This window comes from Bdellovibrio sp. SBM16, assembly GCF_056175625.1.
Window position 1 is genome coordinate 1 of the sequence record NZ_JBJKJG010000012.1, and the last position, 21,929, is coordinate 21,929.

The window sequence follows — 21,929 nt, forward strand, 5'->3', positions numbered from 1 at the left end:
AAATTTAAAAATTATTTTTTTTAAGTAAAAAATAAATCGTGGTGTTTTCGGGCAAACGGGTAAAAGGGGGTGCAGCGCCCCCCGCCACAAACCCCCCCCCGCCCACCTATCCAACTCTAGTAGTCACATTTGCCTACTTTTGCCTTTGTCTCACATTGATAATACTGGTTTTTCGGCAACTGCCGGCGGTCTTGCCAGTGCCCCTGACCATCACAACGGTAGCGGATGCAGGCTTTATCTTCCCACTTCCACAAACATTCGTTGAATTGACCGTTTGGCTCATGGCAGAGCGATTTATCGTACTCGATTTGGCGTCTTTTCTCTTCGGCTTTGCGGAGTTGTTCAGATTTTTTTAGGCGCGCAATTTCGGCCGCTTCAAGGTCATTCATTTCCTTAAGAATTTGTTTGAAATCGCAGGTAAACGCTTCTTTCCATTCCCCTTTAGGTACTTTTCGCCCCTCTAACAACAGATCAAATTCAAGCTCGCCGTTTTTCAAAACGCCCTGAAACGAAGCGCCTTCCTGATATTTAAGTTTTTTTACGGTCTCATGGTCAAAAAGAGCAGCTGCAATCCCCTGGCTCCCGGCGCAAAAGCGCGCCTGAGCGATTGCCGGGTTTAATTCGACAAAAAACTCACGCTGATTGTTTTTTTCTGAGTTCTTCCAGATAAAAAAATCCGACTGGTAAATCACCGTCAGGTCTTCTTCAAGATTTGACCCGTTTTTGAAATAAAAACGGCCATAGTCAAGACTTACCGATTTAACTTTAAAGTCTTTTTTGGTGATGTAAAAACCTTCGACTTTGGCACTTGATTCAGGAAACACGATAAAATAGAAATCTTTTCCTAACTGGATTTTTATCTGCTCTTTGGCTGCGGTTTTGACCGAAAAACTCTGCTCGATGATTTTTCCCTTGGCAGGTTTCACTTCAACATTGCCATCGGTCAGCTTAATCAGCGGACGGCCAACAAAACTATTAAGGGTCGGGATACCGGCCATCAAACTCGGCGCACAGAAAAAAACTAAGGCGATTAAGAAGTTATTTTTTTTGCAAATCATAAATCTCCTTAAGTTTTAACCATTTTAACAGCGCAGAGTAAGCCGCATTTCTTGCAATGGCATACCCTGCCCAACCATCTAAAAAACCAAGTTTTACTAAGTAACACTCGATAAACTTTACGTAAGGTTTGGTAAAGAAGTGAAAGTAACTAAAACGTTTTCCGTTTTTATACATTGCTTGTGCCTGTAGCGTAGAATATCTGTTGTTTGTCTGCACTTGGTGCTCGATATTTTTAAAAACGTAATGATGTAAATCATTTTCAAGCTCAGCGATATGCTCAAGATTTCCTTTTACCGGCACGACCCGCTCATGAATCTCAGCGTTGTTCCATTGATGTGTACTGCGGTTAAATAAACGAATTTGGTAATCCGGGTACCAGCCGCCATGTTTAATCCATCGTCCGAGATAAAAAGAAACCCGCGGGATTTTGTAGATGTAATCAGCATCTAAAGTTGCAAATTTTGCCTGAATTTCCTGGCGTAAATGATCCGATACTTCTTCGTCGGCATCCAGAGATAGAATCCAGTCATGCGATGCGCGTTTGGTGGCTTCGTTTTTGGTCGGCCCGAATCCCAGCCACGGGCCTTGATGAACTTTAGCGCCCAATTTCTGCGCAATGTTAATGGTGTTGTCGGTCGATCCAGAGTCATAGACAACAATTTCATCAACCCAATTGAGCGACTTTAAGCAGCGCTCAATATTTTCTTGTTCATTTTTGCAGATGATCACAGCTGAAATAGGCACGAGTTCATGTCAGCGTTTTTTTACCACAAAGTCAAAGTGTAACGCTTGCCAACCTAAAGTCTGGGTGGTTACCATACTATCTATGACAAAAAACAAATTTTTCAAGTGGATCCAGATCATTTCTATTTTTGCTTCGGCTTTCATGCTTTCGCGTTACAGCCATGCGTTTTTAACCTTAAACGAAACCGCCGAAATTCTACCGGAGAACTACTACCGCTTAGGCGTGGCTCCGCAGTTAATTGTTGATGACGGCGGCGGTTTTAACCTGGGCGTTTTTGCCGATGCCCATATCGACGATGATTTAGACGGTCGTATCACTATGGGCGGCGGTGAAACTGATTTCTGGGCACAAGCTTCTGTTAAATGGGTTCCGTTTCCAGATGTTGAAAAACAACCGGCCATGGGTGGACGTGCGGCGATTATCTTCGCCCGTGACGAAGACCATAACTACACCGGTTTACAGATCACCCCTATTTTTTCTAAAAAAGCTGACACCCGTTACGGCAACATGATTCCGTATGTAGGCCTTCCGATCACGATGTTCACCGGTAAACACAGAAACTACACAGCTTCGCAGTTTACGGTGGGTGCCGAATGGTTTCCTGTTGAAGATAAACACGTCGGTGCCGAATTTAATTTAAACTTAGACAACTCACTTTCAAGCGTATCTGTTTACTTCAGCTTCCCGTTTGAAGGATCAACTGGCTACAAAAAGTATTAAACCTTAAGGTTTTTAGGTATTAAAATATATGTTTGAATGGTTATTTGGTTCCACCACAGCAGGCGCAGACATCTATGTAGATTTAGGAACAGCAAATACGCTGATCTCTATCCAGAACAAGGGCATGGTTTTAAATGAACCAAGCCAGGTTATGGTTTCAAGCATTGATCCAAAGAAAAGAAAAATTTTAGGTATCGGCCTTGAGGGATTAGAAATTCTAAAGAAAAATCCAGGCCACATCGTGGTGATTAAACCGGTTAAAGACGGCGTGATCGCGGATTTCGATGCGGCCCGTGTGATGTTACGTCACTTTTTAATGAAAGCAATCAAAGCTTCAAATAAACAACGCCCGAAAGTCGTCGTATCACTTCCTTACGGCGTTACCGAGGTAGAAAAAAAGGCCATCGTAGAAGCCTGCCGTTCAGCGGGTGCTTCAAAAACTTTATTAATTGACGAACCAATGGCCGCAGCGATCGGCGCCGGCATTAACGTGCGCGAAGCCAAAGGCCACATGGTGATCGATATCGGTGGTGGCTCTACAGAAATTGCGGTTATTGCTCTTGCCGATATCGTCTACTGCGAACCCCTACGCCTTGGCGGTCACAAATTCGATGAAGATATCATCCGTTATTTAAAAGATACCAAAAAACTGGTTGTTTCAGACCAACAGGCCGAACACTTAAAAGTAAATCTTGGCACAGCGTTACCGAAAAAAAATATTCAGAAACTTGAAATTCAAGGTCACGATTTAGACTCGGGCTTTTTACGAACCGAAACAATCACTTCAGAAGATATCGGTAACGCACTGTCTGATTCGATTCAACTTATCATTCACGGCATTTTAAATGCCCTAGAGAAAACCCCGCCGGAGTTAGTCTCTGATGTGATTGAGACCGGCATTATGTTAGCCGGCGGCGGCGCTTTAATTAAAGAATTAGCCAATAAGATCGAAGCCGAAGTGCGCATTCCGGTGCGCGTGGCGGAAAATCCCCTAACCGCTATTGCGGTTGGCGGCGAGATGGTTCTTTCTGATCCAGATTTATTAGAAAAAATTCAATTACAAGTTTAGTTATCTTGTTGAAAACAAGTTTTTTACAAAAGGTTTTATGTTACACACCGAAAATACAAAACGAAAAATCATCATGACCTGCGCTCTACCCTATGCCAACGGTCCGATCCACTTAGGCCATATGTTAGAGCACATTGAGGCTGATATTTATGCCCGCTTTCAGAAGATGAGCGGTCACGAATGTATTTTCTTATGTGCCGATGATACCCATGGCACGCCGATCATGATCAAAGCGCGTGAACTGGGAATCAAACCTGAAGACTATGTAGCGCAAAGCTTTAAAGACCACACCAAAGACTTTGCCGATTTTGCCATTGGTTTTGATCACTATGGCTCAACTCACTCAGAAGAAAATAAAAAACTGTCCGAGGTTTTCTTTGAACGCTTAAAGGCCAAAGGCCACATCCATAAAAAGCCGATTGAGCAGCTTTATTGCAACCACGATAAAATGTTCTTACCGGATCGCTTTGTTAAAGGCACGTGTCCTAAGTGTAAGGCCCCTGGCCAATACGGTGATTCGTGCGATGTTTGTGCCTCTACTTACAGCCCGAGTGAGTTAATCAATCCGGGTTGTTCGATCTGCGGTACACCGCCGGTAAAAAAAGAATCAGATCATATTTTCTTCAAACTTAATAATTTCAAAGAAGAACTTAAAAAATGGCTTCCACACCATACAGCCCCTGAAGTTTCTAAAAAAATGATGGAGTGGTTTAACGAAGATTTGCGCGACTGGGATATTTCACGCGACGAACCATACTTCGGGTTTCAGATTCCGGGTGAGCCCGGAAAATACTTCTACGTCTGGGTTGATGCTCCGATGGGATATGTTTCAGCGGCTCAGCAGTATTTAAGCAAACAAGGCCGCAGCCTTGATGAATTCTGGGGTAAAGACTCACAGGCTGAATGTTACCATTTTATCGGTAAAGATATCGTCTACTTTCACACTTTGTTCTGGCCTGCGCTTTTACAGGGCGCTGATTTCAGAACACCGACTGCGGTCAACGTGCACGGTCACGTCATGGTCAACGGTGAAAAAATGTCTAAATCTAAAGGTACATTCATCAACGCCAGAACTTATTTAAAACACCTAGATCCGCAGTTTTTACGCTATTATTACGCAACCAAAATCAACGGTTCAGTCGATGATATGGATTTAAATTTAGAAGACTTCCAGTCACGCGTAAACTCTGATTTGGTCGGAAAAATAGTAAATCTTGGGTCTCGTGGTGCGCAGATGCTGAATAAAAAATTCGGCTCGGCACTCTACGACCTTGATCCATCAACAGATATCATTAAAGAACTACAATCTAAACAGGCGCAGATCGCAAAACACTACGACGAGCGAGATTTCGCCAAAGCCACTACGCTGATCCGCGAACTGGCTGATTCAGTAAATAAATACTTCGACGAAAAAGCACCTTGGAAATCTACCGATGAAGCTGAAGTAAAACGTGTGCTAACCACAACATTAAACGCGTTCAGAATTTTGGCGATCTATTTAAAGCCGGTATTACCGATGCTTGCCACTAAAGTATGCGAACTTTTAAAAGAGCCTGAATACCAGTGGTCAGATATTACTAAAATTTTAACTGACAGACCGATCAATCAGTATGTGCATCTCGTACAGCGCGTAGATGCGGATAAAGTTAAAGCCATGATCGCAGAAGAAAAGGCAAACTTTGAAGCTATCCAAGCGGCCAAACCCAAAAAAGCCGCAGTAGCTGGAGCGGCTTTACCCCCTGCTGCACCGACCGGTGTGATCAGCATTGAAGACTTTAACAAGGTCGATTTGCGCGTGGCCACGGTTTTAGAAGCTGAAGCTATTGCTGAAGCCGATAAACTATTACGTCTCAAAGTTGAAGTAGAACCGGGTAATACCCGTCAGATTATTTCAGGTATTAGGCTTGCGTACGATCCGGCAAAATTAGTCGGCCGCCAGGTTTTAATCGTGGCAAACCTTGCTCCAAGAAAAATGAAATTCGGTATGTCTGAGGGCATGGTTCTTTGTGCCGGTGAAGGCGGAGCCGATTTATTTGTATTATCTCCGGATGCCGGCGCAAAAACAGGACAACCCGTAAAATAGGTGCCAGGCCTTTTTCGCTACAGTTAAAATAGTTATAAGGAACTTTTTGTGAGTGATGATGTAAAAAATAACGACAAGAAAAAAGTCGAAGAAATTCATAGATTATTTGTCGGCATCGAACAGGATTCTACAGATGGCAAGTATGACCAGATGTTTTTACAGGAACTGATCACGCAGATCGGTGCTCTTGCAAACTCAACAGACCCTATTTTACAAAAACTTTCTAAATATAAAGATTCGCTAACACCGACCATGACGATCCGCCATTTGACAACAATAGCGGTGCCGTTTGAACGTTACCTTAAAAAGGGAATGGCCGATGACGAATTTTTGGTAACCAATACCGATCGTGATCATCTGGTCACACCCCGGGTGCCGCTACATTTTATTGTTGATAACATGCGCTCGGCATTTAATGTCGGTTCAATCTTCAGAACTGCAGATACTTTAGGTGCGCAAAAAATCTGGCTTACCGGCTACACACCTACCCCGCACCAGCCACAAGTCGAACGTGCCGCTCTGGGCGCCGCGTTTGTGGTGGCGTGGGAGCAAAAAAACTTTACCGAATGTGTAAACCAGCTGATCAAAGAAAATTATCAGATCATCGCCCTTGAAACTTCTCCTCAGGCGCTGGATATCTCGGTTGATTTTAACTTCGAAAAGCCGACAGCATTTTTGATCGGTAACGAACGTTTTGGTTTAGATAAAGACCAGTTAGAAATCGCAACCGAAATTCGTAAAATCCCGACATTCGGTATTAAAAATTCGCTCAATGCCGGTGTGGCAGCGGCGATTGCCGGCTACGAATGGCGTAAACAGTTTAACGAACAACAGATCAAGGTGTAAATGTCGGCATTGGCTCCGCTAACTTTTAATCCAATTGGAGTCGTAAAATCAGATCAGGTCGAACCTTATCAGGCTTCACGCCAGCCGGACGGATTATCAGCAGACGCCGTCATTAAACTAAACCCGGGACAGAATTTCGAACAGGCCCTGACCGATTTAGCAGGTTGTTCGCATCTATGGATCATCTACGCCTTTCATAAAAACGAAAACTGGAAACCCCTCGTACAAACGCCACGCTCGAACCGAAAAATCGGCGTGTTCGCCACCCGCGCCCCGTATCGCCCAAACCCGATTGGTATGTCGCTCGTAAAACTTGAAAAAATTGAAGGCTTAAGTATCCATATCGGACCGAACGATATTTTAGACGGCACCCCGGTGTTAGACATTAAACCTTACCATCCCGAGTCAGATATCGCCTCAGATGCGCATATCGAATGGCTTGAATCAAGCTTAGCTGATAAAAAAAACATCACCTTTTCTCCGCTTGCCGAAGAACAACTGGATTTTTTAGAAAACCAGAATTCAGACTTAGCGCAGCTTAAATCCTTTATCTACCGTCAGCTTGAATACGATCCGACCAACGATAAAAAAAAGCGCGTTGAATTTAACCAGTCCTACTGGACCTTAGCTTACCGCACTTGGAGAATTGATTTTGTCGTACAAGACGACACCGTCGCGATCTTAGGAATTCGCACTGGTTATAGTGATGAAGACCTAAAAGAAAGCGATGATCAATACCACGACAAAGCGGTTCACCGTTTATTTATTAAAGCTTTTAGTTAGTGCTTGTGCTTTACAAAAACTAAATTATCCATGTTGTAATTTTTGTTTTTCATTTCTTGAATAATCTTTGCTAGCTGTGCTTCGGTAATATTGTAATCTCGGGCCATGATCCAGACATAATTTTGATCCGGGACTCCAATAACCGTCCAGCTATAGTCATCAGCTAAACCCACGATCAGATAGTTGAATTTCAATGGCCATAACGGCGAAACTTTCCAATGAGCATTGGTGGTTTGGTTGTACACCCACCCAGTCTGCGGCAGATTTTTCTCGGGGCCATTGAATCCGCCCTTATTATACTTAAAACCGATTTTAATTTTATCGTTTTCTTTATCGTACTCGTAAGTTTCTATGGCGTTATATACATCTTTTTCTAATGGGGTAAATCGACCCGCCATAACGTACCAAGGCCCCATAAACTTTTGTAAATTCACGTTGGTAATTTTGGTTTCATATTTCGGAACACTGCTGCAAGAAGTAAAAAGCATAAGCCCCCACATAAAAATAATTTTAAACATTTTTAATTCCTTTTAAAATATACTCAGCTGCTAAACGCCCTGATTTAATAGCCCCATTAATCGACGGCGATGCAAAACGATCACCACAGTAAACCACATCATTTTCGACCTCGTATCCCACAGCACTTTCTTTAATTTTCGGCAGAGCTCGTCGTACTTTAATACGTTCAACTAAAGATAAATCTAGATGTCGCTGCGCTATTTTTTCTACCTCTTTTAAAACAACCGCAGCGTCCACATCTAAATCCCCCACTACACTAACACTCAATAATTTTTTACCAAGAGCATAAGATGGGTTCACATTACTTAAGATACACATGTGATCAATAAGGTAACCTAAGTGCTTTGGAATAAGAACCAGCCATTTATCCCAGTCCAATTCTTTAAGTGCCACACCCGTAAAGTAGTAGGTCGTGACCGAGTAATAGTCGCAACTATCAGCGGCTTTTTGAGAATGATCGTAAGCCACAATCACATGCTTAGCCTTTAAAATTTCGCCAGATTTCAATGTCACTGAAGTTTGATCATAAGAGGTCACAGCAACTTCTGTTTGGATGCACTCAGCGGGAAGTCTTTTTGCCATTTGCAGAGGAAGATCTTGCATCCCCTCCTGCGGAAGAGAAACTCGACCTGTGCTGAAGTAAGAAACTAAAAACTTCAAAAAAGAAGAGTCAGCTTTCAGTTCAGGATCTAAAAAAACACCCGTCAAAAAAGGTAACCAAAACATTTGAATGAACTCTTGACTAAACCCAAAATCACGCAAAAACTGATGGGTCGATACGCCTGATCTCAGCATGTCATCACTTTCACATCGCGCACTGAAAATCAGTTTAAGAGTTAACATTTTATCTTTTAGAGAAATCAAGTCTTCAAACAGACCGTTGGCCGCATAGTTGGGATGAACCAGGGGGTTTGCAAGACATCGTAGCTTTTGACCATCATAGATCAAGGCCCCCGAGTTAAACTTGTGTAACTTAAGCTTTTGTAAATCAACAACACCTGGCAATTCTGGGTAGGAATCCAGCAAGACCTGAAAACCTTCATCGAGAATGAAGCCGTCTTTGTGTGTTCGTGTTTTGATACGCCCGCCAACCGACTTTCCGGCCTCGAGCAGTAAAAAACTTGCGTTATTTTTTTGAAGTGTCAAAGCACAAGATAGTCCCGCTGCACCGCCACCTAGAATAATACAGTCTAAATCCCTCATGCTTTTTAGTTTAACACCCTTTAAACTACTTTTCAAAGCAAAGAATATGATTTAGGGTGTTTATATGAAAACACTGCTGAAAACTCTAAGCTATACCTGCTTGTTGGCCTTTTTTTGCTTAAACCAGGCCCAAGCGTCATCGTTTTACGATTTGAGCGCGCTTGATACGAGTGGAAATAAGATTTCACTTTCGGCATACAAAAATAAAGTTTTGATGGTCGTCAACGTCGCCAGCCGTTGCGGATATACATCTCAATATGCTGATCTTCAAAAGCTCTTTGAAAAGTACAAAAATAAAGGCTTTGTCATTCTGGGTTTTCCCTCAAATGAGTTTGGGCAGCAAGAGCCAGGGACAAACCAAGAAATCCAGAAATTTTGTAAACTTAATTATGGAGTGACGTTTCCAGTTATGGCCAAAATAAAAGTTAACGGCCCGGAAGCCTCTGAGATCTTCAAGTGGCTAACCAACCAAAAATCTTTCAACGGGCCTGTGACCTGGAATTTCAACAAGTTTTTAATTGATAAAAAAGGTCTTTTGGTAAAAAGATTCGAATCCTCAGTCACACCGAAAGAAACGGAAAAAGATATTGTAAGTCTATTATAAGACTTACGGCGCTACCCACTGCGACTGGATAAGACAGCCTTCATTGATTGTAAACTTGCAACGAATATGACCTTGGGCGCGAAGGCGAAGATATTCTATTTGTTTGGCTTTAACACTAATGACTTCAAAATTTTCTAACTCTTCGGGCACATCCTCAATTGATGGTGCTTTAAGTAACCACTGATCCTGAATGTTACTGTGGTATTCTGAAATATCAGCTGATGGAGGATAAGGGCCCATGTAACAGCGTAAACCTGATAGCGATAAATTCTTTTTGTGATTTAAATACAGCTCTGAATTTCTCTTTGAGATCTCTGCTATTCCTTTAACACGCACCTGATGCTTCTGCGTCGAATCATAAAAATGTAAACAGACATTCTGATTTTCTTTGATCTGTACAAACTTTGGCGATCGCGCGTCTGTGTGAAAAACAAAACTAAAACTTTCTGGTCTAAATTCTTTAAACACCACACTTCGTACTTCAGGCTCATAGCTTAGCGCTGTTTTTTTAACAGTTGCTAGCTGTGTGATATGAAAAGGATGTTTACTCTGAACAACCCCTTGATGAAGTTGATTGATTAATTCTTTGAAAACATCATCTAAATGTAAGTCCAAAATCTGCACCTTAAGTAGTTTAAGGCTAGTTAAACTACTTTTCAACAGCTTTTTCCACAGATATTCTGAAATTTTTCACTAAGAATTACCTTTTTTGCGAAGGAAAATGTCGTTGTTTACGGCTACCGTGTTTTTGTAAAACAGCTTCAGATTGTTGTTTAACTTCAGATTTGTTTTTCCATTCGAAAATTTTTTTCTTTGCTTCTTGATAACTGATTACAGGGTCCACAATAGGGCTTGGGTAGCTTTTATCTAATATAAATCCGTTTGCGATTTGTAAGAATGGCGGCATTTTATGAGGCTCAAACAGATCACTCAAGTCAACCTGTGAAAGCTCAGGAACATACTTACGAATAAATTCACCACGAGGATCTTGGTCTTGCGCTTGCTTTACAGGGGAATAAATGCGAATTGAATTTATTCCAGTGACACCAGATTGCATCTGAGCCTGGCTGTAGTGAATGCCTGGCTCAAAATCAATAAATTGCCGGGCGAGATACTCTGCCGTTGGCTTCCAATGTATCCAGAGCTGATAAGAGGCAAAACTCATAAGCATGGCCCGCATTCGAAAATTTATCCATCCATGTTGTAATAAAGCCCGCATACAAGCATCAATCATAGGAAAGCCTGTTTCTCCTTTACACCAGGCCTCAAACTTTGCTTTGTCAAAGGCCTTTTCACGCAGCCCATCAAATTGAGTGTTAAAATTTTTAAATTCAATTTCCGGCTCTGATTCAAGTTTTTGAATAAAGTGACAGTGCCACCAAAGTCTGCTTTCGAATTGCTGAAGTGAGACTTGCCAGCGCCGAGAGCTCTTTTCTCGACTCAGACTTTTCTGCCTTAGTTTGAGTTGCTGATTGATCTCACTCAACGATAAAGTTCCCCATGTTATGTGTGGACTTAAACGGCTACACCCATCATAAGCTTTTACTGGTGAAGAAAGTGAATACGCGTAATCTTGAGCTCGCTCGGATAAAAAAGTATTTAACAAAGAAACAGCATAAGTCCTACCACCTTTTTGAGCTAACGGCTTACCGGTGTACCCTTGCAATAAATCTAAAGGAAGTTCACCTAAATTCCATGGGCAAGAAATGGCTGACTGCCCCCGTACTTGAATCAATGGTCGCTCGATGATTTCAATTCTTCTTTTATTCCAACTATCTCTGTTTTTAAGCTTACGGATGACTGCAAACTGCTTAACTTGAATCCATGGTATATTGTTAGCCCGTGCCCAATGTTCCACGGCAATATCACGTTTAAAAGACCACTCAAGTCCGGTTTCCTGATGCGAAAACACTCCCGAAATTTTGCAAGTCTTGTTTAATTCATTTAAAACATTGATGACACTTCCGTGACGAATCAATAATGGAATTCCTTTTTTTGCAAGAGACTGCCTAAGCTCAGCTAAGCACTCAAAAGCAAACCTTAGATGACAAAGATCAAATTCAGCCGAGCTCAACCATTCTGTTTCCACAACAAAAAGCCCGACGGTACGACCTTTTGTTAAGGCTTCTGCTAAAGCGCCATGGTCTTCTGAACGCAGATCCTTTTTGAACCAAACAATATTCATATACTGTATTTTAGCCGATAAAAAACCCAGTTGAAAGTAGTTTAACACCGATTAAACTACTATTCAGACACCTTTGCACATTAATTTACCAAAAGTTACAGATTTAAGACACTAAACGCGGCTTTCTTAGACCTAACACGGCGATAAAGCGCACAATGCCGGCCACCACAAAAAGGATATCAAAATTACGCCCCAATAAATGGCTAAAGACCAAAGCCCCAAGCACGGTGCCAATCACCTGGGTGGTCACGCCAATATAGTTATAAAGACTGATCAGCTCAATTTTCTTCTCGCCCTGAATGCGTGAGAAAAAATACAGCGACAGCCCCATCTCCCAACTGGCCCAGCCCATCCCCGAAATCAGCTGTAGCAACATCATTGCCTGCACCGACTCACACACCGGCCACAGCATCGGCAGAGGGCCTGCCACCAACCCGCCAAACACGAGCATTTGATGTGGATCAAATTGTTTTTTTGCATGTTTTAAGTAATAAGTACTGACAACTTTTCCGAGAAAAAGTGATCCGGTAATCCACATAAAATTTAAGTAACCAACATTGCGGATAGATAATAAGTACGCCGTTACAAACGGTGCTGAAATAAAAATAGAGGCGTTAAATGCCGCGTATCTTTTAAAGAACTTGGTGTTTTGTGAAAATAGACTTTTAAAATGGTGAATATCCAAAAATAGCGGACGGTTAAGCGGCGGATGTTTTCTGAAAAGCTGAACAATTAAAATTTTCAAGGCAAAACAGCAGACAAATAACCAAAAGAAAAGATAATTTTCTGAGACATCAAGAACGTTCATATGCAAAAGCGATCCGCCACCGAAAAGCCCTGCGATAATACCGATTTGCGAAAGTCTGGTGCGCAATGAAAAATACATCTGCCCCTGATCTTGCGGGATAATATCTGAAATCCAGCGATTCCAGGCCGGCTGTATGCTGAAATGGCCGAGCCAATAAATCGAAAAGAAAAACATTAAATAATAAAATGAAAAATCCGTTTTAATCAGCGACAAACAAGCAAGACCCAATAAGGCCAGCGACTGCATGATAAGTGCACGCGTCACAAAATACGAAAGGCCTACGCTTTTAAGTTTTGTCTGCAGTGCAAACTGCAACAAGGCCGCAAAGATCAGCGGAAGACTGACGAGCAATCCCGATTGCAGCGGCGAATTCCCCTGCTGCAATGAAAAGGCGGCAAAATACGTTTCGGCAAACCCTACAACAAGACTGGTTAATAGGGCTTCTACATAACTAAACCAGAGCTTTCCGGTGATCTGTTTGACGTCATCCACGTGTAAGCATCCTGCTTGGCGGGAGAAATAACTTTCTTTGTAAAATTCCCTTTTTACAAAGAAAAGCTAAGGAGTGATTACTTAGCTAATAATGATCTTAACATCCAAGAAGTCTTTTCGTGAATCTCTAAACGATCGGTCAGGACCCCGGCAGTTACGTCATCATGCGCCTCACTGCAAACCGGCAAAAGCTTACGGGCAGTCTGGATCACGACCTCGTGACCCTTGATCAACTCGGCGATCATTTTATCAGCTTTTGGCACTTTTTCTGATTCTTCAATTGATGTTAAAGCAGCAAATTGTTTATACGAGCCGGGTGCGTACTCGCCCAGAGCTCTAATTCGCTCAGCGATGGTGTCTAGCGCATTCCAAAGCTCAGTGTACTGGTCCATAAACATGGTGTGTAAGGTGTTAAACATCGGTCCTTCGACATTCCAGTGAAAGTTGTGAGTTTTGATATACAACATATAGCTATCGGCTAATAAGGCCGAAAGACCATCTGTGATCTGCTTGCGCTCTTTATTAGAGATTCCGATATCGATTTGTTTTTTAGCCATTCAAGCCTCCTAAAATAAAAAAACTTTTAGATGCCCCTATTATGCAGTATCATAAACAAATGTCAGCTTTAGATCGAAAACCTCAATCGCTTAATGCACGCCATATATTACTGCCCGACCGCATCAAGGCCATGGATGTTTTAAGGCATTTAAAAGACGGTAAAGACTTTCAGGATCTGGCCCGTAAATACAGCCAGTGCCCGTCGGCACCACAGGGCGGAGATCTGGGTAATTTAATGGGCAAAAAAAATGTTGATTCCGATTTTATGGAAGCCTTAGAGCTGCTTAAACCCGGCCAAGTCTCAGGCGTTGTGCGCACCCGCTTTGGCTATCACCTGATTCAGCGCTACTAATAAAAAAGGGAAGTATCACTACTTCCCTTTTTATCATTTGATATTGAAACCGCTGATTACTTAAGCGCAATCAACTGTGCGATTAATAACGACACAACCGACATAACTTTAATTAAAATGGCGATACCAGGACCAGATGTATCTTTGAACGGATCACCGACAGTGTCACCGATAACCGCCGCTTTGTGAGCGTCAGAACCTTTTTTGTGACCTGGAAGGCCGCCTTTTTCGATGAACTTCTTAGCGTTATCCCAAGCGCCACCGGCGTTGGCCATGAATAATGACATCGAAGCACCTACGGCTAAACCACCGGCAAGTAAACCAGCTAAAGCCTGAGGGCCTAAGATAAAACCAACCAATACCGGAGCAACTACTGCGATCATACCAGGTAAGATCATTTCAAATAGCGCTGCACTTGTTGCGATATCAACGATTTTTGCCGGTTGTGGTTCAGCTTTACCTTCGCGAAGACCTGGAATTTCTTTGAACTGACGAGCGATCTCAACAACGATTTTACCTGCTGCGCGACCTACTGCTGTCATAGTTGTAGAACCAACTAAGAAAGGTAAGATTGAGCCTAATAAGATACCGATTAATACGCCAGATGACGTTAAGTCTAATTGCATTTTAGCAAGACCAGCGCCTTCACGAACGTGATTTACTTCCATATTGAAAGCCGAGAAAAGCGCCACAACTGTTAAGATTGCAGAACCGATAGCGAAACCTTTACCGATAGCTGCTGTTGTGTTTCCTACTGCGTCTAATTCGTCAGTGATTTCACGCACGTTTGATGGAAGACCAGACATTTCAGAGATACCACCAGCGTTATCAGCGATCGGACCGTAAGCATCAACCGTCATTACAACTGCAGTACCTGCGAGCATACCAACCGCAGAAAGTGCGATACCGTATAAACCTAAACATTGATCAGCAACATAGGCCGCGATCACAACGACTAATGTAGGGATGGCAACTGATTCCATACCCACAGCTAAACCACGGATAACACCAGTGCCCGCACCGGTTTGCGCCGCTTCAGCAACTAAACGAATTGGTTTCATCGCTGTGTAGTACTCAGTAACTAAACCGATAAGTGCACCACCGAACGCACCTGCAGCCAATGCCCAAGTTACGTTTTGTGTTACGCCGATCATCGGCATAACGATAAATGAAACAACTGTTAAGATAACCGGAGGTAACATTAACGAAGCACGAAGTACGGTAGCTGGCTTAGAGTTTTTCAGAGCACGCGCTAAGAAAATGACTAAGATAGAGATAACCATACCGATAGCTGATAATACTAACGGAAGACCTACAGCCATAGCACGAGCTGTTTCAGGCGTTGCTGCTGTATCAACCATGATTTTAGGTAAATCTACTGCTGCAATTGTTAACGCGATCGCCATTGCTGAAACGATAGCCGCAACCATCGATTCATAGATGTCTGCACCCATACCGGCAACGTCACCAACGTTATCACCAACGTTATCTGCGATAACACCAGGGTTACGTGGATCGTCTTCAGGAATATTTTCAACAACTTTACCAGCGATATCTGCACCTACGTCAGCCGCTTTAGTATAGATACCACCACCGATACGCGCAAATAAGGCGATTGATGAAGCACCTACGGCGAATGAGTGAAGGATTGTTCCAAGGTGAGCGTCGTTTTGGTATTGTTGATACACAAGACCTAAACCGATTAAACCCAACGCTGCAACTGATAAACCCATTACCGCGCCACCGTCTAAGGCGACAAGTAGTGCGTTACCTTTAGTTGATGAGGCCGCTGCTTGCGTTGTACGAACGTTGGCGTAAGTTGCGGCTTTCATACCGACGAAACCCGCAAGTAGTGATAATACCGCACCGATGATAAACCATACAGCTGCGATTGTGCCTAAAGCGTACCATAAAAGTCCGCCGACAACTACGCAGTACACAGCCAAAACTTTGTACTCGCGCACTAAGAATGCCATTGCACCTTCGCGAACGTAACCCGCGATTCTGTTCATTGTTTCATTTCCTGATGGTTGCGCCTTTACACGAAAGTAAAGAATTGCCGCAATCACTAGACCGACAACGCCGGCAATAACTGGCGACATCAAGTAAGTTGAATTCATGTGGTTTATCTCCTTGTTTTTATAACAGAGATAAAATTAGTAATTTCAGTAATTTAAGTCAATAATTGTGCGATAAATGCAAAGAAAAAGCCCACAGATAAAGCTACCCAGCTTAAAATAAGAACATTTCTGCTGTATTTACGACCACGTATGCACGCATCTCTCAATTTCGGGTCGATCGGACAAGGGGCATTGCGGTTTTTATAGGTTAAAACACTGCTGATAGTTAATAAAATAAAAGCAAAACTAAAAACGTAGATTTTATTTTCTCCAACCCAGACGATTTGGGGAATGGCGTTGGTCAGAGTAATCATCGAAGCACCCATTCCTAAGCTCACTAACAGAGCCGGAAGCGCACAACAAAGTAAAGTGCTTACCGAAGTAAATAATCCTAAATAGCCGGTAATACTTTCTTTAAGACTACGCTGATAGTTTTGCATAAATTAATCCTCATTAAAACTAGTGATGGCTCTCAGAAATCGTGCCTTCGTAACCGGCCTCTTTAATAGTTTCCAAGATTTTTGAATCTTCTAGTGATTTGTCTTTTTTAAGAGTTAAGTGAACGAATTTACCCTCAAGGCTTACTTTTACATCCTGCACTTCCGGTAATTTTTTAAAGGCCTTTGTTAAACCCTGGGCACAGAACGCGCAGACCATACCTTTAACCGGTATATGAATCTCTCCCGTCAACGGCTTAGCTAAAGCTACCGATGCTAATAACATAGTGGCGATAAATAGTTTTTTCATATGTGTTTCCTTCCTATAAATGTCGTTCAGTTTCACTTCCGGTGAACTCTGTTCACAAATGAAACATTAAGTTAAGTTGATATGAGCCATTTAAGCTTGCGCCGATTTCCCATAAAATATTTTTAAAATAAGTGCGCATCAATGGGGTGGTCTCCCAGTGTTCGCCATTCATTTTGTCAAACTGGGCGATAAACCAGACATTGACATCGTTGTAATCGCCGCGAAACGGTGCAAGACCGACCCGGGCGCGTGATTGCCAGATGGGATCAAGATCGCCTTCACCTTCTGCCGCATCGGCATGAATGTATTTTTGAAAACCAGAAATATAATAATCACGGTCTTCCCAATCAGCGTGAATCTGCGCCACATTCGCATTGGTTAGTTTGTCACTTACACGACGCTGACCAATACCTGCACTTAGATAGATATTTGCCTGCGAATCCTCTTCATTTGCACGCCATAAGCGATAGTTCACTTTGGCAAAGTAGAACTCAGTCTTCATGTCATTAAACCTTAAATAATCAAAAGCCACCGCCGTTTTGGGGTGAAAGGTGTAACCTAAACCTAAATGCTGTTTGTGCGCGCTCTGCTCTGACTCAAAAACAGTTCCGCCTTTAAAAATCACCGGATGAGCCGATGCCACTGTTGCTGCAAATAGCGTAGCCAGAAGTACTTTTATTTTATGGTTTAACATTTGACGACCTCATGCCTTTCACTATCTACTAGGACTAGGATTCTAATTTGTGACAAATTATTTAATCGACCTTAAAAAGGCCCAAACCGCCAAAGAGCAGTCCCGCTTGTTAGAGTTGTTTTATAACGAAACAGCTCACCTGGTCTTTTCCTACTGCCGCAAAAAAGGGATCAGCCCGCAGGACGGCGAAGACATCACTCAGATCGTTTATACGCAAATCTACAAAAACAGAGAGAAATATAACCCCGACTATTCTCCCTTAGCGTGGCTATTTGTCATTACCAAATCCGAAGCCAAAGATTACCGAAAAAAATCAGCTACTTATACTGATTATCTGAAGGATTATGGATTATTTGTGAATTTGTCACAAAACCAAAGCCACGATCCTAGTAACAAACAGGAAGGTCTTGAGCTTGATTTTTCAAGCTTGAACGACAAAGAAAAACAGGCTTTAGAAGAACGCTATTTTAACGAGAAGGATTTTACCGAAATAGCAAAAAGTCTGGGTGTAACGGATACCAATGTGCGCAAGATCATTTCGCGTGCCATTCATAAACTCAAAGGATGATATGGAAAATTTTGATCAGTCTCGAAAAAATAAAATTCTCCAGAGCTTAAAGCAGAATCTTTTCCCGGTTGTAAATCCATTTAGTTTTTTACCACGTCTATTGGTTATCCACGTTTTGGCCACCGCATTTGTAATGGCATTTTGCCCGCAGTTCGGTTTAGGCTTATTTGCTCAAGGTCACTACGGCCTGACGGCCCTGTTTATGCAGGTCTCACATGAGTTTTGCCAGTTGGCCTGCGGCGCTTTTCTAACCTTAGTGAGCTTTTCAGCAATCTGGTTTCCGCTGAAAGTGACGGAAAAAGAATGGCTTTTTTCGCATAAATTTGTGTTCGCGGGCATTTTACTATCGATCACGTCGGGATTTTTCTGGATGCAGGCTCCGGATATTCATTTAACTGAGTTTGCTTTATGGATTGCCGGCTGTTTGGTGGCTTTGGCTACTTCTGCTCAATTAAAGTCAGCTCATAGTGCTGCATAAAATCACGGTGATAGTCATTTTTAAAAGAATGAGAACGACTACCAAGGCCGGCAAAAAGATTCCACACGACAAATAAAACAGCCACCGCGACTAAAACTTTATGCCGAAACCCCGTCCAGGCCTTAGTGAAATACACTTCCGGTTTTAAACTTATGTAAAAAAGTATCGCCGGCAAACACAGAATAAAATGCCAGTGATTAAATTCAACCGGCGAAAGGGCTGCTGCCCCGATGACACCTAAAAATAACGATACCAGATAGTGATCGATAAAAGGACGCACGGAAAATTCTTTTTTATAATGCCTAAACTGCAAAATAAAAAAGCGAGTCGAAAGATACAAAGACAAAGCTCCTAAGATCCATTTTAGGTTATGAAATAACAAATCCAGGCCGGCTTTCAACCACTCCACGGTTATCCAATCAAATCTGATCTCAGAGAAAATGTGACGGCCAAAATACACCGAACCCATTCGAAAAAAATAAATAACCGCCTTTAGCACCGGATAGACTAACAATAAATTTTTACCTAAGAAGGTATCTGATGCCGGTTTTAAAACAGTGTTATCCTGCGCCAGTGTCTGCAGCAGCCACGGAATCAATGATAAGCCAACAACAAATACGCCGGTTGCAATACCTGCGTAATTGACCTTATTTTTTTTCGTAAAGAATAAATATAAAAAACTGATTCCAAGGATCAGAACCGAAAAGTGGACCTGAAAACAAAAGCCCATACCAACTGCTAACCAGAAACTGGCCCAGAATGACTTTGGTTTTTCATGCAGTTCTAAAACACTTAAGAAATGAATCGCCGCAAATAAAAATAAATACCCGGGGTTATAAAGCTCTGACTGTTCTACCCGCCACGGATTTAACCAGAAAAAAATCACCAGTAACAACGGATTAAAATTAGCATCTAACTTATAACCGATCCGCCGCAGGATAAAATACGCTAAAATATGGCATAATAGAATGACCGCACAGGCCGCATAGGGCGAAAACCAAATAAGCATAGGCACTGCAGTGACAAAAGTTAAAAAGCTTCCGGGTAATGCCCCCATTTTCGTTGCAGCATTACCGTGATGGACCCACTCGCCGGTGGTTTTAATCTGCATCACCTTATCCATGAGCTGAGTGTTATCGGTGTGGATCATCAGCGTTTTAAACATCAATAGACTTAACACAATCCCGATTAAGAAAAGTGTCAGTTCCAGCTTATTGTGAAAAATTGATGTTTTGACCATGTTAGAACTGAATTTAGCATAATGTCTTTTACTTTCAAAGGCCCAAGCTGTATCACCACAGGTATGACTCACAAACCAGGCACTTTTGTAAATCTCTTTGTTACGCAAATGAACCCGCATGAAATCATCCTGGAAGATGCCCAAAAGACCGAATATTTTATGCCGGCAAGCGAACAATCTCATAAACTTTCAATCGGCGCCGAGGTGATGGCTATTTTATACACTGATGGCTCCGACCTGTGGGCTTCGATGCGCTTAGAACGCCATGCCAACCATGATATTTCCGGCTACAAAGTCAACGACGAGGTGGATTTGTTTGTGATTAAAGAAACACCGCTCGGCTATAAATGCATAATTGACGGCGCTAAGATCGGCATGCTTTACAAAAACGAGGTTTTTACCAGACTTCAAACCGGCCAGCAGCTTACGGGCTATATCGCCAAAATCCGCGACGATCATAAAATCGATTTATTAATGCGCGCCCCTGGTCACCACAACACTCAGGATATCAGTGAAAAAATTATCGCCGAACTAAAAAAAGCCGGCGGTTTTTTGGAGCTGACTGACAAAACCAGTCCCGAAAAAATCTATGAACTCTTCGGTGTAAGTAAAAAGAAATTTAAAATTGCCTTAGGCGGTCTTTATAAGAAGCGCCAGATCAGTGTTTCTGAGGCTGGGATAAAACTTCTGTCTGAAAGGTAAAAGTTTTCAGTTGATAAAAAAGAAGCAAGATAAACGGATACATATAAAAATCAGTGTGATTGATCAAACTTCCGCGCAAATGTGAAAACATCAGCACCGTCATCAAAAACGCCGCGGCCCAGTGGCCCAGTGAATCCATTTTTACGGCGCGGCCATATATATATCCGCAGACAAACAGATACAGCGCCACCAACGGCAAGCCGCCAAAAAACATAAAATTAAGATACAGATCCGTTTCGACGGGCCATTGTTCGGTTGCCCTGATCGACCAGGCTTGCGGGTAATATTTATCCGTCAGAAAATGATTCATATCGTAGTACATATTCGCCTGGGCAAGGCCAAATGGTGTCTGAAATTTTACAAATGGTAGAAAGAATGTCTTTAGCACATCTGGCTTAAAATCCCTTACAGAAATCGCCAGATTTTCAAGAACCGAAAAATAATTCAGCGAAGATTTAATTACCGACATCGGTTCATACTTCGGCTGCCGCACAACCAGGTTCGTAAGAAAAATTCCTACGAACACTGCATACATTGCAATTGCCTTAATGTTGAATAACGGTAATCGCTTTACCCACGGCAACAAAACCAGCAACAACAATAACGACGTCTGCAGCTTACTGCCATGCACCGGCGAGGTGATAAACACCCAGAAAAAAAACAGCGCAATTTTTTTTAAATTCTTTTCGGCATAGGCCGTATATCCTACTAACAGCGCCAATGTGATTGAGAAAAAGTGGCTTAAGATTACATACACCCCAGAACCTGCGCGGTTTAAAAACGCATCGCCCGGACTACTTAACCAGCGCTCAATCCCGCCAGTGCAATAGACAATAGCCATAACCATTAAAGTTGAAAGGAAATATAGGATGATAATCAGCGATTTTAACGATACTGGATATTTAAAAAAAGATAACTTTTCTGCAGCCACCGAAGAAAATAATTTTTGCCGTTTAGCAATACTCTCCCCGGCGCGGATACTTAAGATACCAAAAGAAAACACCGTAAATGCAAAAGCCAGCGATAACGAATATTCTTTTAATTCAAGCACTCCGTGGTAGCGGCCAGCAAATGCCGGAGCGATCACATATGATAAGCCGTAGTAAGCATAAAACATACTGAGCGGCGTGATACAGTTCTTCGGCGGGACTACGATAAAAAACAGGGTATAGAAAATCGCAAAGACCAGATAAGTCGGTCCATTAATTAAATGGGCGATCCACACAGAGGCTAAACCTAAAAAAAATAGAGGCAGAACAAGCGGCGTTAATACCACTTCTATATTACGCCAATTTAACACAATTCCCCCTCAAACAGCCTAACGTTGTACACGATGAGCTAGAAGTTGAGAATA

Annotated in this window: 23 protein-coding genes and 1 pseudogene; 10 read left to right on the forward strand and 14 right to left on the reverse strand. The window is 42.4% G+C overall.

The window, feature by feature from the left end; all coding sequences use genetic code 11:
* Positions 1-116: 116 nt before the first annotated feature.
* Positions 117-1,058, reverse strand: a complete 942-nt coding sequence (locus tag AC04MM_RS12970) for a hypothetical protein (RefSeq protein ID WP_475380797.1) — start codon at positions 1,056-1,058, stop codon at positions 117-119.
* Complete coding sequence (locus tag AC04MM_RS12975) at positions 1,039-1,803, reverse strand: glycosyltransferase family 2 protein (RefSeq protein WP_475380798.1); 765 nt, start codon at positions 1,801-1,803, stop codon at positions 1,039-1,041. The genes AC04MM_RS12970 and AC04MM_RS12975 overlap by 20 nt, the downstream gene beginning before the upstream one ends.
* A gap of 82 nt (positions 1,804-1,885) precedes the next feature.
* Between AC04MM_RS12975 and AC04MM_RS12980 the strand changes: the two genes are divergently transcribed.
* The 5 genes and pseudogenes from AC04MM_RS12980 to tsaA all read left to right on the forward strand — a co-directional run bounded on the left by AC04MM_RS12980 (position 1,886) and on the right by tsaA (position 7,305).
* Positions 1,886-2,524 (forward strand): hypothetical protein, encoded by a 639-nt coding sequence (locus AC04MM_RS12980; protein WP_475380799.1) that lies wholly within the window; start codon positions 1,886-1,888, stop codon positions 2,522-2,524.
* Between the two features lie 28 nt (positions 2,525-2,552).
* Complete coding sequence (gene mreB / locus AC04MM_RS12985) at positions 2,553-3,593, forward strand: rod shape-determining protein MreB (RefSeq protein WP_475380800.1); 1,041 nt, start codon at positions 2,553-2,555, stop codon at positions 3,591-3,593.
* A 28-nt stretch (positions 3,594-3,621) separates the two neighbouring features.
* Positions 3,622-5,676: pseudogene (gene metG / locus AC04MM_RS12990) on the forward strand (methionine--tRNA ligase); the annotation flags it as partial.
* 48 nt (positions 5,677-5,724) lie between these two features.
* The gene (locus AC04MM_RS12995; RefSeq protein WP_475380801.1) at positions 5,725-6,522 is read left to right on the forward strand and encodes a TrmH family RNA methyltransferase; all 798 of its coding nucleotides are present in this window, start codon (positions 5,725-5,727) and stop codon (positions 6,520-6,522) included.
* Complete coding sequence (gene tsaA / locus AC04MM_RS13000) at positions 6,523-7,305, forward strand: tRNA (N6-threonylcarbamoyladenosine(37)-N6)-methyltransferase TrmO (RefSeq protein ID WP_475380802.1); 783 nt, start codon at positions 6,523-6,525, stop codon at positions 7,303-7,305.
* Here tsaA and AC04MM_RS13005 read toward each other — a convergent pair.
* Together AC04MM_RS13005 and AC04MM_RS13010 are read right to left on the reverse strand one after the other, a co-directional pair.
* Positions 7,302-7,823: a lipocalin family protein gene (locus AC04MM_RS13005; RefSeq protein WP_475380803.1), complete on the reverse strand. Its 522-nt coding sequence runs from the start codon at positions 7,821-7,823 to the stop codon at positions 7,302-7,304. The two genes, tsaA and AC04MM_RS13005, sit on opposite strands and share 4 nt — an antisense overlap.
* On the reverse strand, positions 7,816-9,063 hold the full coding sequence (locus AC04MM_RS13010; protein WP_475380804.1) for a protoporphyrinogen/coproporphyrinogen oxidase: 1,248 nt from the start codon (positions 9,061-9,063) through the stop codon (positions 7,816-7,818). Before AC04MM_RS13010 ends, AC04MM_RS13005 begins: the two co-directional genes overlap by 8 nt.
* A gap of 28 nt (positions 9,064-9,091) precedes the next feature.
* Here AC04MM_RS13010 and AC04MM_RS13015 point away from each other — a divergent pair, with 28 nt between their 5' ends.
* Entirely contained in the window at positions 9,092-9,631 is a 540-nt protein-coding gene (locus tag AC04MM_RS13015; protein WP_475380805.1) for a glutathione peroxidase, read from the forward strand.
* 3 nt (positions 9,632-9,634) lie between these two features.
* Here the strand turns inward: AC04MM_RS13015 and AC04MM_RS13020 are convergent, their stop codons facing one another.
* From AC04MM_RS13020 to AC04MM_RS13035, 4 genes are all read right to left on the reverse strand, one after another.
* Positions 9,635-10,246, reverse strand: coding sequence for a pyridoxamine 5'-phosphate oxidase family protein (locus AC04MM_RS13020; RefSeq protein WP_475380806.1), 612 nt, complete (start codon positions 10,244-10,246; stop codon positions 9,635-9,637).
* 85 nt (positions 10,247-10,331) lie between these two features.
* On the reverse strand, positions 10,332-11,816 hold the full coding sequence (locus AC04MM_RS13025) for a cryptochrome/deoxyribodipyrimidine photo-lyase family protein (protein WP_475380807.1): 1,485 nt from the start codon (positions 11,814-11,816) through the stop codon (positions 10,332-10,334).
* Between the two features lie 103 nt (positions 11,817-11,919).
* The gene (locus AC04MM_RS13030) at positions 11,920-13,116 is read right to left on the reverse strand and encodes an MFS transporter (RefSeq protein ID WP_475380808.1); all 1,197 of its coding nucleotides are present in this window, start codon (positions 13,114-13,116) and stop codon (positions 11,920-11,922) included.
* A 77-nt stretch (positions 13,117-13,193) separates the two neighbouring features.
* Complete coding sequence (locus AC04MM_RS13035; RefSeq protein ID WP_475380809.1) at positions 13,194-13,673, reverse strand: Dps family protein; 480 nt, start codon at positions 13,671-13,673, stop codon at positions 13,194-13,196.
* Between the two features lie 59 nt (positions 13,674-13,732).
* On the opposite strand from AC04MM_RS13035, the gene AC04MM_RS13040 reads away from it, so the two are divergent.
* On the forward strand, positions 13,733-14,026 hold the full coding sequence (locus tag AC04MM_RS13040) for a peptidylprolyl isomerase (RefSeq protein ID WP_475380810.1): 294 nt from the start codon (positions 13,733-13,735) through the stop codon (positions 14,024-14,026).
* A 56-nt stretch (positions 14,027-14,082) separates the two neighbouring features.
* Here AC04MM_RS13040 and AC04MM_RS13045 read toward each other — a convergent pair whose 3' ends face one another.
* The 4 genes from AC04MM_RS13045 to AC04MM_RS13060 are packed head-to-tail and all read right to left on the reverse strand — an operon-like array spanning position 14,083 to position 17,587.
* Positions 14,083-16,146, reverse strand: a complete 2,064-nt coding sequence (locus AC04MM_RS13045; RefSeq protein ID WP_475380811.1) for a sodium-translocating pyrophosphatase — start codon at positions 16,144-16,146, stop codon at positions 14,083-14,085.
* Positions 16,147-16,199: 53 nt separating this feature from the next.
* On the reverse strand, positions 16,200-16,586 hold the full coding sequence (locus AC04MM_RS13050; protein ID WP_475380812.1) for a hypothetical protein: 387 nt from the start codon (positions 16,584-16,586) through the stop codon (positions 16,200-16,202).
* A 19-nt stretch (positions 16,587-16,605) separates the two neighbouring features.
* Entirely contained in the window at positions 16,606-16,893 is a 288-nt protein-coding gene (locus tag AC04MM_RS13055; protein ID WP_475380813.1) for a heavy-metal-associated domain-containing protein, read from the reverse strand.
* 52 nt (positions 16,894-16,945) lie between these two features.
* On the reverse strand, positions 16,946-17,587 hold the full coding sequence (locus AC04MM_RS13060) for a hypothetical protein (protein WP_475380814.1): 642 nt from the start codon (positions 17,585-17,587) through the stop codon (positions 16,946-16,948).
* Between the two features lie 49 nt (positions 17,588-17,636).
* Between AC04MM_RS13060 and AC04MM_RS13065 the strand changes: the two genes are divergently transcribed.
* Positions 17,637-18,155, forward strand: a complete 519-nt coding sequence (locus AC04MM_RS13065; protein WP_475380815.1) for a sigma-70 family RNA polymerase sigma factor — start codon at positions 17,637-17,639, stop codon at positions 18,153-18,155.
* 1 nt (position 18,156) lies between these two features.
* On the forward strand, positions 18,157-18,633 hold the full coding sequence (locus AC04MM_RS13070; RefSeq protein WP_475380816.1) for a hypothetical protein: 477 nt from the start codon (positions 18,157-18,159) through the stop codon (positions 18,631-18,633).
* Here the strand turns inward: AC04MM_RS13070 and AC04MM_RS13075 are convergent.
* Entirely contained in the window at positions 18,593-19,873 is a 1,281-nt protein-coding gene (locus AC04MM_RS13075) for a hypothetical protein (RefSeq protein ID WP_475380817.1), read from the reverse strand. The genes AC04MM_RS13070 and AC04MM_RS13075 overlap by 41 nt on opposite strands.
* 21 nt (positions 19,874-19,894) lie before the next feature.
* Between AC04MM_RS13075 and AC04MM_RS13080 the strand changes: the two genes are divergently transcribed.
* The gene (locus AC04MM_RS13080) at positions 19,895-20,575 is read left to right on the forward strand and encodes a S1-like domain-containing RNA-binding protein (protein WP_475380818.1); all 681 of its coding nucleotides are present in this window, start codon (positions 19,895-19,897) and stop codon (positions 20,573-20,575) included.
* Here AC04MM_RS13080 and AC04MM_RS13085 read toward each other — a convergent pair.
* Positions 20,532-21,875, reverse strand: coding sequence for an O-antigen polymerase (locus tag AC04MM_RS13085; protein WP_475380819.1), 1,344 nt, complete (start codon positions 21,873-21,875; stop codon positions 20,532-20,534). The genes AC04MM_RS13080 and AC04MM_RS13085 overlap by 44 nt on opposite strands.
* Positions 21,876-21,929: the final 54 nt, after the last annotated feature.